This window comes from Undibacterium sp. RTI2.2, assembly GCF_035018705.1.
Lineage (GTDB): Bacteria > Pseudomonadota > Gammaproteobacteria > Burkholderiales > Burkholderiaceae_D > Undibacterium.
This window is the reverse complement of sequence record NZ_JASJXN010000015.1, coordinates 44,570-60,999: the sequence shown is the minus strand read 5'-3', so window position 1 is coordinate 60,999 and position 16,430 is coordinate 44,570. Positions and strand designations below refer to the sequence as shown.

The following is a 16,430-nucleotide window of genomic DNA, read 5'->3' as shown; positions in this document are numbered from 1 at the left end:
TGTGTCACTAAAAAATCTTACTTTTGGGAGCGCAGCGATCACTATTTTTCGCTGACAATCTACACATACTGGATATTAGTATATTTACATTGTCCATATAATCTATGGACAATAAGGCATATTTATAAAAAAATAAGGGGAGTATATTAAAATCTCCCCTTATCTTTATTACTCGCTCAATGCTTCTTTAGCCGCCTGCTCTGGCGTCAAACCATCAAAGAATAAATCAGTAAACCAATCGATCTCCTCTTCAATATGATCCTGTGCCTGACGCAAAGTCGCGCCGCCTTTGACCAGAAAACCTTCTACCTCAGTACACCATGCGATGAGGGCAGCGGTTTCTGGATCTATTTCTTCTTTCTTTGCCATTTGTCATCACCCTTGTAGTCAAAATAAAGCGTCCCTTTAAAACAGGAAGTCGCTAAGACAGGACTCTAGCATGATGTTATCCGCACTCATCAACTCATTCTTAAATTCAGTCCCTAGCCATCTACACAAATCCAAGATTACGTTTACTCGCATCAAAATTATGCAGGTTCGGCAATAGCGTCAGCAAGTCAGAATCCGACGCGCCCATCCACTTACCCAGCGTTGCCGCGTACTGGTCTACCGAGGTGCTTGGCAACAAGCGTCCTTGGCCTACATCGTCTGGCCCGTCGCTAGCAACAATCGGTGGTGTGCCATAAAAACTTTGGCCATTGACTGCGCCCCCCATCATAAAATGCATGCTGCCCCAACCATGATCTGAACCGTCGTTGTTGCCGCTTAATGTTCGCCCAAAATCAGACGCGGTGAAACTGGTGACATTGTTCGCCACACCTAATTCTTGGGTCGCTTTATAAAATGCCGACATCGCATCTGCCACACTGGTCAGCAAACCTGGGTGGATGTCGAGCAAACCGTCATGCGTATCAAAGCCCCCCATAGATACAAAAAACACTTGCCGTTTTGCGCCTAAACTACTGGCAGCAGAAATCATTTTTGCCACCATTTTGAGCTGATCACCCAAATTATTATTCGTCGGGAAAACCGTCGTTAAAGCCGGCGCACCCGCTAAGGCGCTAGTCAGAATTTGGTTGGCATCCATAGATCGTCTGGTCACCCGGTTGTATTCTGTCGCAAATAAATTGCTGCCCGTTTGTGTCATCAGTGTTTGCAGCGCAGTCGAGCATGCGGCTGATCCAAACAAGGGCTTGGTACTGGCATTTAAGGGGACAGAACCGCTGGTAGAAACCTGATATTGCACTGCTGTGTTACCCGACAAATAGACTGCGTTGCCAGATACGTTGACGCAAGTAAAAGTCGTATTGCCATTACTGGACTCAAACAAGTCACCCATGCGTCCGCCCCAGCCAGACACCGCACCTTCTGGCGCCGACGATTGCCATACCGATTGCTGATCATTATGTGAAAATAATTTAGGTGGCAATAACACCGATTTATTGGTGTATTGCAGCTTGGTCGTCGGTTGTACTAAGGTGCCGACGTTCAGCATCACGCCCATTTTCCCTGCATTAAAAATCGGTAGCAATGGTGCCAGCTCTGGTGCCAACGCATATTGCCGGCTCACGCCTGCGGTATCGACGGGGGCGACTTTCGGCACCAGAATTGTGGAGCTCAAACTGTCGCGGGCGTAACACAAGGTTGGGCGCAGTTGTTGATACAAAGAGTAGTTGGTGGTGTCATAAGGTATCAGCGTGTTGCCATAGTCATTGCCACCGTATAAAAAAATACAAACAGTCGCTTTGTAATCGGTCGCATTCGCTGCTGAGGCCTCTGCCATCGCGGCTAAATTAATCGCCCATGGCGTAGCGACACCAGCTAATGACAAGGCGCTGGCCTTTTTTAAAAATGCCCGGCGTGATGCATCCATCCGAATAATGTTTTTCATGATTTCCCTTTGCTTTTTTTAGATGGACTACTTTTGTACAATGAAATCTGGCGACGCCAGGATCATCGTCAGCGCTGCATAAATCCGGTTATACCGCACCGCGTCGCTACCGCTTGGCATGCCATTAATCGCATTGAGAATCAGGCTATATGTCGTGCTGCTCAACTGGCTGGCAACCAGAACCAAGTTCAATTCGTCCAGCAAGGATTGCGCGTTGTCAGCCAATGGTAATAAGCTGCTGTAATCGGCTTTTACATCGCCAATCCCGGTACTGACCGCACGCTGCATATAATTGACATAGCCGATGACGGTTGATTCATTCGTGATCTGAAACTCTGGTGCGACTAAGGATGCGCTGTCAAATCCCGTGTTAGGTGGGACGTAACCGGGGCGAAAAAAATTAAATACCGATGGCGAGCGCAAAGGACTTTGTCCTAATGCGGTGGCGGGATTTGTAGTGTCGCCAATTTGCCAGGCATTGGTTGCCGAGCTGGCATTAAATGCTCTGGCCCAGGCGGTAAAGCGCAAAATCGGCTCACGCAATTTTCCAAAGTTGGGATCGGTAATCCCGCCATCACTACGCGCCTCGGTATCTAGCAAAATTGCTTTGATGACTGCTTTTAAATTACCTTTGACACCGGTGCCGTCATTACTAAATGCGGTCGTAACACGTTGTATATACGCTGTACTTGGGTTGCTTGTAACTAAGCGCTGTATTAGCTGGCGGCTGATAAAGGGCGCAATATTGGGATGTGCGAAAATGCCATCCAAGGCCATTTGCAAACTATCGACTCCATTGGTACCTGCCGGGATAGTGATGCCCAAAAAATCTTTTTCACCCAGCTCGTGACGAGCGGGTATTTGTGTCATTGGCCGACGTAAAAAATCTGGCGTGGTGGTTTTCAACGCATCCAGATTAAAGTCCCAGCCTGTGAACACTCTTGCCAACCCGGTGATATCGCTCAGAACATAAGTTTCTTGCGAGACGCCGTTGACCTGCTGCACCGAACCATCTTGATTTAGCTTTAGCAAACCAATACTGAACAATTGCATTAATTCGCGTGCATAGTTTTCATCTGGCAGCGCACCGGTGGCCGGATTGTATTTAACGTTACCGCGAAAAGTCAGAAACTGTCCCATCGCAGCGCTGGTCGAAATTTGCTGTAACAAAGTACGATAATTACCAAACACATTGGTTTCTAATAAATCAAGATAGGCAGCCGCCGAAAAGGCGCGCCAGCCACCTCCGATCAAACCATCAATCGCCGCTACCGTGATTTCAGAAATAGCAAAGGTCAGGCGCTGTCGTAATGTATCGGGAGATGAAAGTAGCTTGGACCACGCAGCAGAATCAAAACCCGCTTCTGAGTTCTGATAAGTAGCGGCATTAAACCCCTTAGCTACCAGCCAATCAAACCGGGCAGTCGATGCAGGCAAGGCGAATTGTGCATCCAGCCAGCCAGAATAACCAAGTAGCTGTACCTGCGCTATTTGCGCTCTGTTCGCACCCATCGACGCCTGCACTAAAAAGCGCGCAGCCTGGGCGGCAGTAATGCCGACGGGTGGTGTGACCGGCGGCGTTACTGGAGGAGTAACAGGCGGAGTGACGGGCCCAGAACTCGTGCCAGCAGATGTTGCGACAGCATCTGAGCCACCGCCACCGCAAGCGCTTAGTGATAAGGCTGATAATGCTGACAATCCTGCAAGTACGCCATTAGCAAGAGTCGTACTAGATAAATTTATCCTGGCTTTATTATTATCGTCTGTTGACTGAGGAGGGTTGTTTGATGCGATCGGCGCGGATGTATCCGCCAAACTCGTGTTCTCTGACATGTACTGCCTCCGTTGCGATGGGCTGTTTTCTAAACGTTCTATTAGTTTCGATCTTGTTTTCACACATTGAAACAATAGATAACTTGAACCTAATTGCCTATTCGCACTTTGTAAGTAGATGTCACACCGTTTTTAGTAACTGCTAGACAAGCGCAAATGCACTCTCATCGGTGATTGCTTGATTATGTTAAGAAGAAATAACAAATATGCGATAAAACTCGTCAAGCCTGCTTACGGAAGTCTTCATTTGTTACAAATTAGCAGGAACGTTTTTGGGTCAGATCAGCACGAAGGCAAGTCCGTAAGTCACGTAGTATCAACTTTCTTAATATCATCAGCAAAGATTCCTAAACTAGCTCAAAATAAGCGTCGGTTCATCAACGACGTAGCCAGCCTTTTGTACTTGGCAGCGTGCCTTTTATCTGTCGCCTCCGTACAACTCCCCCGATATCAACCTAATGGAGAAGCAAGCCATGACCTCTCTCAATATCAATAACAAAGAACATACTCTCGATGCCGATCCCAGTACGCCGGTGTTGTGGGCCTTACGCGATTCGTTGGGTCTGACTGGTACCAAGTTTGGCTGCGGTCAGGCTTTGTGCGGCGCCTGCACCGTGCATATCAACGGGCAAGCTACGCGTTCTTGCGTCACGCCGATTTCTGCCGTGGCAGGACAAAAGATCACGACGATCGAAGCCATGTCCGGCGACAAAGTTGGCAAGGTAGTGCAAGACGCCTGGGTCAAGCACGACGTAGCGCAGTGTGGCTACTGCCAAAGCGGACAGATCATGAGCGCGACGGCGCTTCTGAAGTCGAATAAAAAACCGAGCGATGCCGATATTGATGCCGCAATGGCGGGCAATATCTGCCGTTGCGGAACCTATGTCCGTATCCGCGCTGCAATCCATGATGCAGCCACCCACCTTGCCTGAACCAGGAGACGATCATGCATTTTGATATCAGTAATGAATTACCAAAACAATTGCAAGCTATGTTCGAGCAAGAGTCCGGCGCAAACAATGCGATCAGCGCACACGCTGATCTGCCACGTCGCCGCTTTTTAAAAGTTGCCACGATCAGTGGTTTTGCTCTCGGCGTCTATCCGCTCATCGGCAACGCACAAAACAGCCAAGATCCGGCTGCAGCGAAAGCCAGCGGACTGAAAGCAATCGAACAACCAGCGGCGTTTGTCCGGATTGATAAAGATGGTACGACTACGATCACCATCAATCGGCTCGATTTTGAACAAGGTGTGCAGACTGGTTTACCGCTGATACTGGCAGAAGAGCTGGATGCCGACTGGAGCAAAGTCAAGAGTGTGCATGGCGATAGCAACCCCGCTTATGTTGATCCTGTGTTTGGGATTCATTTAACGGGCGGCTCCAGTTCGATCAAAAATTCTTACACACAGTACCGCGAACTAGGCGCGCGGACACGCGCCATGCTGGTCGCTGCAGCAGCGAAGCAATGGAATGTAGATGCCAGCAGTTTAAAAACACAAAACGGCATCGTGATCGGTCCGGGCGGTAAAAAGCTAAGTTACGGTGAACTGGCAGAAGCAGCAATGAGCCAGCCTGTACCAGAAAATGTGACGCTCAAAGATCCGAAGAATTTTCGCCTGATCGGTAAACCTACAGGTCGCCTCGATGCCAGAGCGAAGTCGACCGGTTCGCAACAATACGGGATCGACACCCATCTGCCCGGCATGTTGACAGCGGTGGTTGCCCGTCCTCCAGTATTCGGCGCCAAAATTGCCAGTGTTGACGATACCGCCGCCAAAGCAATGCGCGGCGTGAAGGCCGTTATCCGCATCCCGGTTGATCGCGGCGGCGAAGGTATTGCCGTGATTGCCGATGGCTACTGGTCTGCCAAGCAAGCCCGTGACGCGCTCAAAATCCAATGGGATAACTCAGCTGTTGAAAAAGCAGATAGTGCGCAATTATTGGTGAGCTACAAAGAGCTGTCGAAACAAACTGGTAAGCTGAAATTTAACGACGATATTTCAAGTATGGCGGCAGCGCCTATGAAGATCGATGCTGAATTCGTCTTCCCATTTTTAGCACACACGCCGATGGAGCCACTCAATTGCACCGTCGCGATCAATTGTGATAAAGCGGAACTATGGGTAGGAACACAAATGCCAGGCATAGACGGTCTTGCAGCGTCAAAAGTCTTGGGAATCCCACCGCAAAACCTCAAGGTCAATGTACAAATGGCAGGTGGTGGATTTGGTCGCCGCGCCGTGCCAACCAGCGATTTTGTGGCGGAAGCATGCACAGTTGCCAAAGCCGCCAAGACCGCAGGATTGACCGCGCCGGTTCGCACGTTGTGGAGTCGTGAAGATGATGTCAAAGGCGGTTACTACCGGCCTATGCATGTGCATCGGGCACAAATCGGTTTTGATGCCAAGGGTAAAATCGCCGGTTGGGATCATGTGGTCGTAGGACAATCGATTCTGGCAGGCACACCGTTTGAAGCCATGATGGTCAAAGACGGGATTGACTCCACCGCACTGGAAGGGATGAAAGAGCCATACGAAATTCCTATGCGTCTGTCAGTACATCATCCCAAAGTCAATGTGCCGGTATTGTGGTGGCGCAGCGTCGGCTCTACTCATACCGCTTTCGTGATGGAGACCTTGCTCGACGAGATTGCAACAATGACCAAGCAAGATCCGGTCGCTTATCGTTTAAGCCTGATCGGCGATCAGCATCCGCGTCATAAAGCCGCCTTACAATTAGCCGTCGCTCAGTCGGGCTATGGTAAAAAAACCTTAGCCAAAGGCCATGCCTGGGGCGTTGCCGTGCATGAATCCTTCCAGACGGTCGTGGCCTATGTCGTAGAAGCCTCGGTTAAAGATGGCACACCAACACTACATAGCGTCACAGCAGGCATCCATTGCAATCTTGCCGTTAATCCTAAGAGTATCGAAGCTCAGGTCCAAGGCGGTGCATTGATGGGTTTATCGATGTGCTTGCCGGGTGCGGCGATCACTCTAAAAGATGGCGTGGTGGAACAAAGTAATTTCGGTGATTATGTCGTACCACGAATTACAGAAATGCCAAAAGTCAGCGTCCATATCGTACCAAGTGCAGATGCGCCGACCGGTATGGGGGAACCTGGATTGCCTCCGCTGGCGCCGGCTTTTGCAAATGCGATTGCTAAAGCGACTGGCAAACGCTTACGCGAATTGCCGTTTAAATTAGCGTAATCATCCTGCGGTAATCACAGCATAAATATAATCGGGGTAGCGTAATCGAATAGATTCGCTATCCCGATTTTTTTCATCGTTGTCGATTTTCTTTTTGCACCATGTAGAGTCGCGCTAAACGGATATTTTTGATGACTTTTTGATTCCAAATCAAAATTAAAAGAAAATTCAACATAACTTCATCATCGATAAGCATCTGATTATTAAAGTATTTTTAATATTTCACCTCAATCAGCCTTGAAATAGGTGTCTTCCGCCCATATAATTAGCACTCGTCGGGAGAGAGTGCTAACAATCTCTGGCCTGTACTTATTTTTGTAGCAACTATTATTTAAATATCATCTTTGTCCGTGAGACACCGGCAACGTTGCAGAGCATCGCAGCACAGTGTCTTACATTATTTTGTAAAACCATTGCTATTTTTAGCTAATCACAAGGAGTTTGTATGAACCTTCGTCCCCTGCACGACCGCATTATCGTCAAGCGTCTGGATCAAGAAACAAAAACAGCATCTGGCATCGTATTGCCTGACGCGGCGGCTGAAAAACCAGATCAAGGTGAAGTTTTGGCGGTTGGTAACGGCAAACAACTCGACGACGGCAAAGTACGTCCATTAGAAGTCAAAGTGGGCGACCGCGTCCTGTTTGGCAAATATTCTGGTCAAGCAGTTAAAGTTGACGGCAATGAAGTTCTGGTAATGCGCGAAGAAGACGTTTTCGCAGTCGTTCAGAAGTAATTCATTTTTTGTGATTCAGTCTGTTATTTACGATGTAATGCAGGCTGAAAACAATATTCCATTCAAGATTCTGGAGATTTAACATGGCAGCTAAACAAGTAATTTTCGGCGATGATGCACGCGCTAAGATCGTCAATGGCGTTAACATCCTCGCTAACGCAGTTAAAGTAACACTGGGCCCTAAAGGTCGTAACGTTGTCCTGGAACGCTCTTTCGGCGCACCTACAGTGACTAAAGATGGTGTTTCAGTCGCTAAAGAAATCGAACTCAAAGACAGATTAGAAAACATGGGCGCGCAGCTCGTGAAAGAAGTTGCTTCACGCACTTCTGACAACGCTGGTGACGGTACAACAACAGCAACTGTATTGGCACAAGCGATTGTTCGCGAAGGTTTCAAATACGTCGCTGCTGGTTTCAACCCAACTGATCTGAAGCGCGGTATCGACAAAGCGGTTACAGCCATCGTTGCTGAAATCAAAGTGTTGTCCAAGCCAACTACAACCAACAAAGAAATCGCTCAAGTTGGTTCGATCTCTGCTAACTCCGATGCAAACATCGGCGACATCATTGCAAAAGCAATGGACAAAGTCGGCAAAGAAGGCGTGATCACTGTTGAAGATGGCAAATCTTTGGACAATGAGCTGGACATCGTTGAAGGTATGCAGTTTGACCGTGGCTACCTGTCACCGTACTTCATCAACAACCCAGAAAAACAATCCGTGATTCTGGAAAATCCGTTCATCCTGTTGTTCGACAAAAAAATCTCGAACATCCGCGATCTGCTCCCGATCTTGGAACAAGTCGCTAAATCCGGTCGTCCATTGCTGATCATCGCAGAAGACGTCGATGGCGAAGCATTGGCCACTCTGGTTGTCAACAACATCCGTGGCATCCTGAAAACTGCTGCAGTTAAAGCGCCAGGTTTTGGTGATCGTCGTAAAGCGATGTTGGAAGATATTGCTATCCTGACTGGCGGCCAAGTGATTGCCGAAGAAGTTGGTCTGACATTAGAAAAAGCGACTTTGGCTGATCTGGGTCAAGCTAAACGTATCGAAATCGGCAAAGAAAACACCACCGTGATTGATGGTGCTGGTCAAGCTGTTGGTATCGAAGCACGTGTAAAACAAATCCGCGCGCAAATCGAAGAAGCAACTTCTGACTACGACCGTGAAAAACTGCAAGAACGCGTTGCCAAGTTGGCAGGCGGCGTTGCTGTGATCAAGGTTGGCGCTGCAACTGAAGTTGAAATGAAAGAGAAAAAAGCCCGCGTTGAAGATGCTCTGCACGCGACTCGCGCAGCGGTAGAAGAAGGCGTTGTTCCTGGCGGTGGTGTTGCTCTGTTGCGCGCACGTCAAGCTGCTGGCGTCATCAAAGGTGACAATCCAGATCAAGAAGCCGGTATCAAACTGGTGTTGAAAGCGATCGAAGCGCCATTGCGTGAAATCGTTGCTAACGCCGGTGGCGAGCCAAGCGTTGTTGTCAACGCCATCATCAACGGCACAGGTAACTTCGGTTTCAACGCTGCTAACGATACTTATGGCGACATGATTGAAATGGGTATTCTGGATCCAGCAAAAGTAACACGCTCTGCTTTGCAAAATGCAGCGTCTGTTGCTGGCCTGATCTTGACAACTGATGCTTTGGTTGCCGAATTACCAGATGACAAATCTGGCGGCATGGGCGGCGGCATGGGCGGTATGGGCGGCATGGGTGGTATGGACGGCATGATGTAATTCCGCAAGGAATAACATCGCTGAACGTGGCGTGCAATACGCCACATCAGTTAAGCAAAAGCTAAGCAAAAAAGCTTCACAGTGAAAACTGTGGAGCTTTTTTTATTTTGTAAGATTAACTGTGTACAGAGTTGGAGGATGGTACGAAGCCATACAACAGCAACCTAATAATAAATATACTCATAGTAGGTATATTTAAATTGTCCATATAATCATTGGACAATAAGCATATTTTTTATAAATTAATGGGGAGTATATTTATTTTAGGATATTCCATACCGTGCCAGGCAAATCGAAAGAGGATAAAACTATTTAGGCAAAACAACCCATCTATGTAAATACAACGTCAATCTGTTGAAAATAAATAATGTTCTTAGAGCAATATTCTTAACAGAGAAATTTATACTTGTACAACGTAAGATTTCTCTAATGCATTCTCATCCGTGTTCAGATGTAGGGCTTAAGCAAAGTTGCTAACCGAGTGACGCAAAAGCAGTTTGCTACAAGTCCTGACATTATTTCAATACCGACTTAAAAGACCATAAAGCCATCATGAAATTACTGTCAGCACATCTACCCGCTATTAGTTACTTTCTATTCGCAGGTTTTTTAATTGCTACCGCTTTACGCACCCACAACGACACTACGATTGCGATTGTTTGTAGCTCTGTTCTCATGTTTGCAATATGTTGGGCCAATGCCATCCATTTGCTTGGTGGCAAAGCAGCACTCAAGTTTGTCGCGATTGCCCTAAGTTTTGGCTGGTTTGCCGAGCAAATGGGGGCATCACATGGCTGGTTTTTTGGTAGCTACACCTACACCGAGGTGCTGGGCTGGCGCTTAGGTGATGTGCCGATGGTGATCCCGCTAATGTGGTTTGCGCTAACCTACTCTTGCTATGTGATCAGCAACCTGATTGTCTGGCGTACACCGCTGGACACTTCCTCCGCTTCCGGCAATATATTGTTCATGTCGTTTTTAGCAGCGATGCTGGTGACTGCATTTGATCTGGGCGCAGACCCGTATATGGTATTCGTACTCAAAGCCTGGATCATGACCAAAACTGATGGCTGGTGGTTTGGCGAAACCATTCAGGGATTTTTTGGCTGGGTCTTTGTATCGTCGATGATTTTACTGACCTTCCGCCTGTCCACCCGGGATGCGATTAAAAAACCCGGTGTGGCGTTTAGCAAACAAGAGGCACTGTTGCCGATGGGTTTATACGCCAGTGGGATGATCTTCCAGTTATTGCTAGGCTACCCTGTAGAAATCCGTAGCATGACCGTGTTTGTAATGGGCATACCTTTGCTGTGCGCCTTTGCTGGCTGGTGGCAATGGACGATAGAACCAGTGCCGCCGTCGGAAAGTAAAGTCAGCGATGAAGAATTAGACCAAGCCCAATATCAGGCTGACCCCTTAGCAGACAATACCATTGCCGCGATTCTCGGCCCTTGGGATGTGGCCACAGAAATCGATTTTTTGCGGGTACATGCCATGCACTGGCAAAAAATTGGCATCATCAATCAACAATTTGAGCAATGGCAATCCAACGCCGCCATCTATCACTGGACACCTGCCAACCCAGCCACGCCTGCCGATATCAGCGCCAACTTACAAAGCTATCTGCACGAAGGGCGTGCGCTACCACCATGGGCAGATCTGGCGCAAATACATCGTGCCGAGACCTTGTTTATCGACTACGGCATGTTGTCGTGCTCTTTGCTTTTTTGCTCTAGCCTACCGCAATGCTATGTCATACCCGACCTGTCGGCGGTGTTGCATATCGCAGGACAATTAGAGAAACACACTGAGTACCGGGTACGCTCCACTGCGGCGATGATCTTCCCTGTCATGTTGGCGGGTGGGTTGACCAAACCAGACGGCAGCGGCGTCGCACAGATCCTTAAAGTACGCCTGATTCACGCCACCATACGTAACTTGATTTTGCATGGCAATCCCGCCGATCTGGTGCTGGCGTTGGGCAATCATCAAAATCAAAATGATGCCGGCGTCATACCGCCACTAGCCGCGGGCGCATTGCCAGAGACCTCCAACAATATGTACCAGGCACTGTTCTCGCATGGCTGGAAGTTAGGCGAAGACGGTCTGCCTTGTAATCAGGAAGAGTTGGCTTACACCCTGCTCACCTTTGGTTATGTATTTTTGCGTAGCCTGCGCACACTGGGCTTAGGATTAGCTCAAGAAGACGAGCTGGCCTATTTGCATACATGGAATGTGGTAGGCCATATTTTAGGGATTCGACGCGAATTAATGGCTGAGACTATGGAACAAGCCGAAGCCCTGTTCAATCAGATGCAAGCCCGTGGTCGCGCAGATCCGATTGACCCCGATCCTCGCCCCGGCCTTGGTATGGCATTGATGAATACGATGGAAGCAATCATCCCTATCCGCTTGATTAAACCTTTTCCGGTGTTAATGACACGCTATTTATGCGGCACCAGAACAGCAAAAGATATTGGTATTGATGGCCGGGTGTCTTTGCTGTCGCGCATGGTGTTTAGTTTGGGTATGTTACTGATCAGGATGACCGATACCGTGGTGCGGCTGTTATTGCCAGAGTTCTCAATCTCACGCTTGATTACTCGCCTGCTGGGCAAGCAATTGATGAGCAAAATTCTGATGGATCAGACTCGTCCTTTAAAACTGCCTGAGCATCTTTTATATTCGGTAAATTCAACGATGGCAGACTGGCAAACCGACCCCAAAGCACCTGCATGGATGAACGCTTTAGAAGCGCGTTTGAGTCAACCCGCAACTAAGTAAGACACTAAGGTAGATACTAAGGCAGAAGATCAGCCAGAAACTAAGCCTGCAAATAAGCTTGCAACAACAGATGCCGTCGACAAAGATCAGCTCCCTTCCACAGCAAGTTAAGTCAGGCTTTGCATAAACAGAGGGGCAATTCTAGGGAGACACGAAGAGGGTAAAAAAAAGGGAATGCAGAACAATGCAAGTCTGGGCGAGATGGGCGAAATCAAGTAGCTAGATTTCGCCCATTCCCATATGCTAACAGTAGTAATTATTTATATACTCCCACGATTTTTTATGAAAAATACCTTATAGTCCAATGATTGTATGGGCAGTATAAATATACTCACCCAAAGTATCTATTTTATGCGCAACTTGTACCCATGTTCATTGAGCCATCCCGGACAAGCTTGCGGCAGCGATTTTATTTAATAGAGACCCAGCGGCAAGCAATGGAATAGACTTATTTTATCGACAATATATTTGGGATGGCGAGTAGTTCACACGGCAGTATTCGCCGCGATGTTGGAAAAAATGCTGCTTGACAGAAAAACCTCAGCGACACGATACTCTTAATTTGGTTTTTCGCTGAACTGACGTACTTGTTCTCACAGGCTTTTTTGCCGCATCCATCTGCAACTCATGACAAGTAAATTGCATAGATTTGCTAAGTCCTTATTGCCTAAGCACCGGCATCCTCCCATGCACCAATTTCAGGTGCTGCGACACTGTATTTCATTCATTTTGCTTGCTGCACTCAGCTTGGGCTATGTTGGTGACGATGCCAATATAAGTTCAGCAGGCGCAACAAATTCCGCGTTTGCACAGAGTCCGGCAAGTACTTCAGGCAAACTCGGAAAAGCCATTAGCAATCAGCAAACAACCCAGCAAACAGCACCGCTACTGCTAATCGATAGCACCCCACTGATCCATGCTTGGTCTGCAATCACCTTCTTGCCAGATGCCAGCGGCAAACTGAGTCTGAATGACGTCATCGCGCTCAGCAATCAGTTCACCATCCCTCTGACAGCAACGGATACCCTGGGCTTGCGCAAAGATGTAGTTTGGTTACGCCTGCCCTTAACTGTTGCCGCCAATGGTGATGGCTTATGGGCTTTAGACATTGACTATCCAGTTCTGAACAAAATTGATGTCTATCTGATGCAAGGCCAAGATATGGTGCAACATCGGCTGCTAGGAAATATGCAACCCTATTCCCAACGCCCGATCACCAGCCGCTCTCACGCCTCCGGTTTACGGCTAAAACCAGGCTTGGACTACGTGATGTTTATGCGGGTAGAAACGATAGGTCCGATGATCTTGCCGATCACCCTGAGCAAGCCCTCCACCTTCCATGCACGCGCGATGGACGAGCAAATGCTGCAAGGCATTTTGACTGGTATCGCACTTTGTCTGTTGCTCTATAGTGTTGCTCAATGGTTTAGTCTGCACGAGTATCTGTTTATTAAATACGCGCTGCTGATCTCAGGCAGCTTACTATTTTCGTTACTGCAATTTGGTGTGGGCGCGCAGTACGTCTGGACCGACAATGTCTGGATGGAACTCCATGCAGGCGGCCTGTCTGCATTGATCGCTGCCTGTGGATCGTTTCTATTTATCGAGCAGGCTTTACAGAGTAAAGATCGCTATCGGCACTTTGGTTTTTTAATGAAAACAGGCGCGTGCCTGACCGTCTTTTTTGCCGTGCTTTACACGTTTGATCTGATCAATATTTACACGGTCACAGCCATCATCAGCACTTTAGGCTTAGCGCCCGCTGTACTTGGCATACCGGGCGCAATCACCCGTGCCCGCAGAGGCGATAAAGTCGGGATGTATTTCTTAAGCGGCTGGGCGGTTTATTTCATCACCACCGCGATCCTCATCGGGGTTATTCAAGGACAAATTCCGGCTAACTTTTGGACCATGCACTCATTCCAGTTTGGCGCAACTTTTGACATGTTGATTTTTATGCGCGTACTTGGCTTACGTACCAAAGCGATCCATATGGAAGCCCAAAACGTGAGTAAAGAACGTGACACCATGCATTCGTTAGCACATACCGATCCATTAACAGGACTACCTAACCGACGTGGCTTAAATACCAGCCTGGGCAACCTATTGCCACAAGCATCCGCAGAAAAAATTCTCGCCGTATATATGCTCGATCTGGATGGCTTTAAACAAGTCAATGATCAATACGGTCACGACATTGGCGATGAACTACTAATCGCTGTCGCCAAACGCTTGCAAGCTAATTTGCGCACCTCAGATCTTGTCTCACGACTCGGTGGGGATGAATTTGTGGTCATGTCGAGTGGGCTCAATAACGTACAGCAAGCAAACGATCTGGGACTTAAATTACTGGATGCTTTTGACAGCCCGTTTGTCTTAAGTGAGCAAACTTGCAGCGTCGGCTTAACCATAGGCTACGCGCTGGCACCACAAGATGGGCATGACCCGATCAGCTTACTCAAACGTGCCGATGCCGCGATGTATGCCGGCAAGCAAGGCGGCAAATATTGTGTGCGCAGAGGTGAGGCGTCAGAGGGATTAAATTAGCTAAAAACTTAAATCAAAACAGCATCGAAATCAGAATAGTGCGATGTCTTAAGCGCTTCTTGCTGCCCTACAAATCCATCAAATGCATCGAGCAAAGGCTGGTACTTTTCCGATGTACTCTCCAACATCATCAATGCATAACAAGTCGCTTCCAAACTAGAAAGCTGATCCGGCTTATGTGCTTTGCGAATCCGGTATAACGACGTTGCCGTGTCCCGCAAAGGGAGACGAGGCAATGTTTGCAGCAGCGGATTAAGGTACAACATTTTTCGACTTTTACGCCAGGTGCCATCCAGCACGATCAAACGTATTTTGTCAGGCTGCGCCAATAATCTAACATCAAAAACAGGCGCAGGCATCACACCTATTCCCTGATCTTGCGGCGTTTCCGGGTACAGCAATATGCTATTTTTTCCGGGTACATCCAGTAAGGATTTAAGCAAAGATTCTTCAAATTTCTCACCGATACAAATTTGACTTCCGGTCAAACTTAAATGTAGCAAGCGTGCGCTACCTTTTGTATTTTTTACCTCTAGCGGATGCTGAAAAATCACGACCTCAACTTGCGGATTAATAGCGATAATCCAATGGCAAATACAAGTGCTTTGCGGACGCAGACAACGCGTACAACTGCTACGCTTTGCAGTATGGGTTGTACCCTGCTGGATACTTAACCCCGTACCAGATTTAGTCGCTACATTCATTTTATTTTTATCAAATTTTTGACTATTTTCAAATACACTTTTTTACCGCTCAACCCTCAGTCACCAAGGCTTGTAATGCATGATCTAAGCTTGGATAGTTAAACGTAAACCCAAGTGCTTGCAACTTTTTTGGCACGACATGCTGACCACCCAACAGCAGCAAGGACATCTCACCCATGGCGGCATTGAGCAACCATGCAGGCGCAGCAAAGATTGCCGGACGATGCAATACGCTGGCGAGCGTTTGTGTAAATTCGGCATTCCTCACTGCATTCGGAGCCACCATATTAAACGCGCCCTCAGCATCAGGATGGGCCAGCAAAAACAAAACAGCATCGACGTAATCGGCGATATGTATCCAGCTCATCCATTGCTGACCCTGCCCTAATCGTGTCGCAAAACCCAGCTTAAACGGCAGCAGCATTTTTTGCAGCATGCCGCCGCGCGCGTCGAACACCAGACCGGTACGCAACAGTATCGTTCTAATCCCCACCGCGCTGGCTTGATTGGCTTCATGCTCCCATGCACTACACAGCTGGGCACCAAAATCTTGAGCGAGCTCAGCCGTTTCATCAATGATACGATCGCCCGTATCGCCGTAATAACCAATCGCTGATCCGCTCAAAAACAGTGTCGGCTTTTGTGCGGCACGCTGCATGCAAGCGACCAACTCGCGGGTCAAGGCGACCCGGCTATCTAACAATAACTGCTTACGTTTTTCGGTCCAGCGCGCATCAATAATCGGCTCGCCGGCAAGATTGATGACAATATCAAAATGGATCGCCGGCAACCACTCCTGCAAAGACGCCATCGGCTTTACCGCAGCACCGCACAAACGCTGCACCTGTGCCGGGCGGCGACTTAATACAGTCAACTCATGCCCCGCTGCCAACAACGCTGGACATAAGCGCTGCCCGATTACACCGGTACCACCCGTGATCAAAATACGCATCGTGATTGCCTCTTCTATGGTTAGCTCTTATCTCGCAAA

Annotated in this window: 11 protein-coding genes; 6 read left to right on the top strand and 5 right to left on the bottom strand. The window is 48.2% G+C overall.

What is annotated here, in order from left to right:
- Positions 1 to 168 precede the first annotated feature (168 nt).
- The 3 genes from QN395_RS10160 to QN395_RS10150 form a co-directional block, all read right to left on the bottom strand.
- Positions 169 to 369 carry a hypothetical protein gene (locus QN395_RS10160; protein ID WP_322119688.1) on the bottom strand — a complete coding sequence of 67 codons (201 nt, stop codon included), beginning with the start codon at positions 367 to 369 and terminating at the stop codon, positions 169 to 171.
- 121 nt (positions 370 to 490) lie between these two features.
- Complete coding sequence (locus QN395_RS10155; protein ID WP_322119689.1) at positions 491 to 1,891, bottom strand: DUF1501 domain-containing protein; 1,401 nt, start codon at positions 1,889 to 1,891, stop codon at positions 491 to 493.
- Between the two features lie 27 nt (positions 1,892 to 1,918).
- The gene (locus QN395_RS10150; protein ID WP_322119690.1) at positions 1,919 to 3,724 is read right to left on the bottom strand and encodes a DUF1800 domain-containing protein; all 1,806 of its coding nucleotides are present in this window, start codon (positions 3,722 to 3,724) and stop codon (positions 1,919 to 1,921) included.
- A gap of 473 nt (positions 3,725 to 4,197) precedes the next feature.
- Here QN395_RS10150 and QN395_RS10145 point away from each other — a divergent pair, with 473 nt between their 5' ends.
- The 6 genes from QN395_RS10145 (at position 4,198) to QN395_RS10120 (ending at position 14,735) form a co-directional block, all read left to right on the top strand.
- A complete protein-coding gene (locus QN395_RS10145; RefSeq protein ID WP_322119691.1) occupies positions 4,198 to 4,656 on the top strand; it encodes a (2Fe-2S)-binding protein in 459 nt (152 codons plus the stop codon).
- A 14-nt stretch (positions 4,657 to 4,670) separates the two neighbouring features.
- Complete coding sequence (locus QN395_RS10140) at positions 4,671 to 6,935, top strand: xanthine dehydrogenase family protein molybdopterin-binding subunit (RefSeq protein WP_323491934.1); 2,265 nt, start codon at positions 4,671 to 4,673, stop codon at positions 6,933 to 6,935.
- Positions 6,936 to 7,380: 445 nt separating this feature from the next.
- Complete coding sequence (groES, locus tag QN395_RS10135; RefSeq protein ID WP_322119693.1) at positions 7,381 to 7,671, top strand: co-chaperone GroES; 291 nt, start codon at positions 7,381 to 7,383, stop codon at positions 7,669 to 7,671.
- A gap of 83 nt (positions 7,672 to 7,754) precedes the next feature.
- Positions 7,755 to 9,404, top strand: a complete 1,650-nt coding sequence (groL, locus tag QN395_RS10130) for a chaperonin GroEL (RefSeq protein WP_322119694.1) — start codon at positions 7,755 to 7,757, stop codon at positions 9,402 to 9,404.
- A 552-nt stretch (positions 9,405 to 9,956) separates the two neighbouring features.
- Positions 9,957 to 12,188 (top strand): carotenoid biosynthesis protein, encoded by a 2,232-nt coding sequence (locus QN395_RS10125; RefSeq protein ID WP_322119695.1) that lies wholly within the window; start codon positions 9,957 to 9,959, stop codon positions 12,186 to 12,188.
- Positions 12,189 to 12,875: 687 nt separating this feature from the next.
- A complete protein-coding gene (locus QN395_RS10120; protein ID WP_322119696.1) occupies positions 12,876 to 14,735 on the top strand; it encodes a diguanylate cyclase in 1,860 nt (619 codons plus the stop codon).
- 8 nt (positions 14,736 to 14,743) lie between these two features.
- On the opposite strand, the gene QN395_RS10115 is transcribed toward QN395_RS10120, so the two are convergent.
- Together QN395_RS10115 and QN395_RS10110 are read right to left on the bottom strand one after the other, a co-directional pair.
- Positions 14,744 to 15,439 carry a tRNA-uridine aminocarboxypropyltransferase gene (locus tag QN395_RS10115; RefSeq protein WP_322119697.1) on the bottom strand — a complete coding sequence of 232 codons (696 nt, stop codon included), beginning with the start codon at positions 15,437 to 15,439 and terminating at the stop codon, positions 14,744 to 14,746.
- Positions 15,440 to 15,488: 49 nt separating this feature from the next.
- A complete protein-coding gene (locus QN395_RS10110; RefSeq protein ID WP_322119698.1) occupies positions 15,489 to 16,391 on the bottom strand; it encodes a TIGR01777 family oxidoreductase in 903 nt (300 codons plus the stop codon).
- Between the last annotated feature and the right edge of the window lie 39 nt (positions 16,392 to 16,430).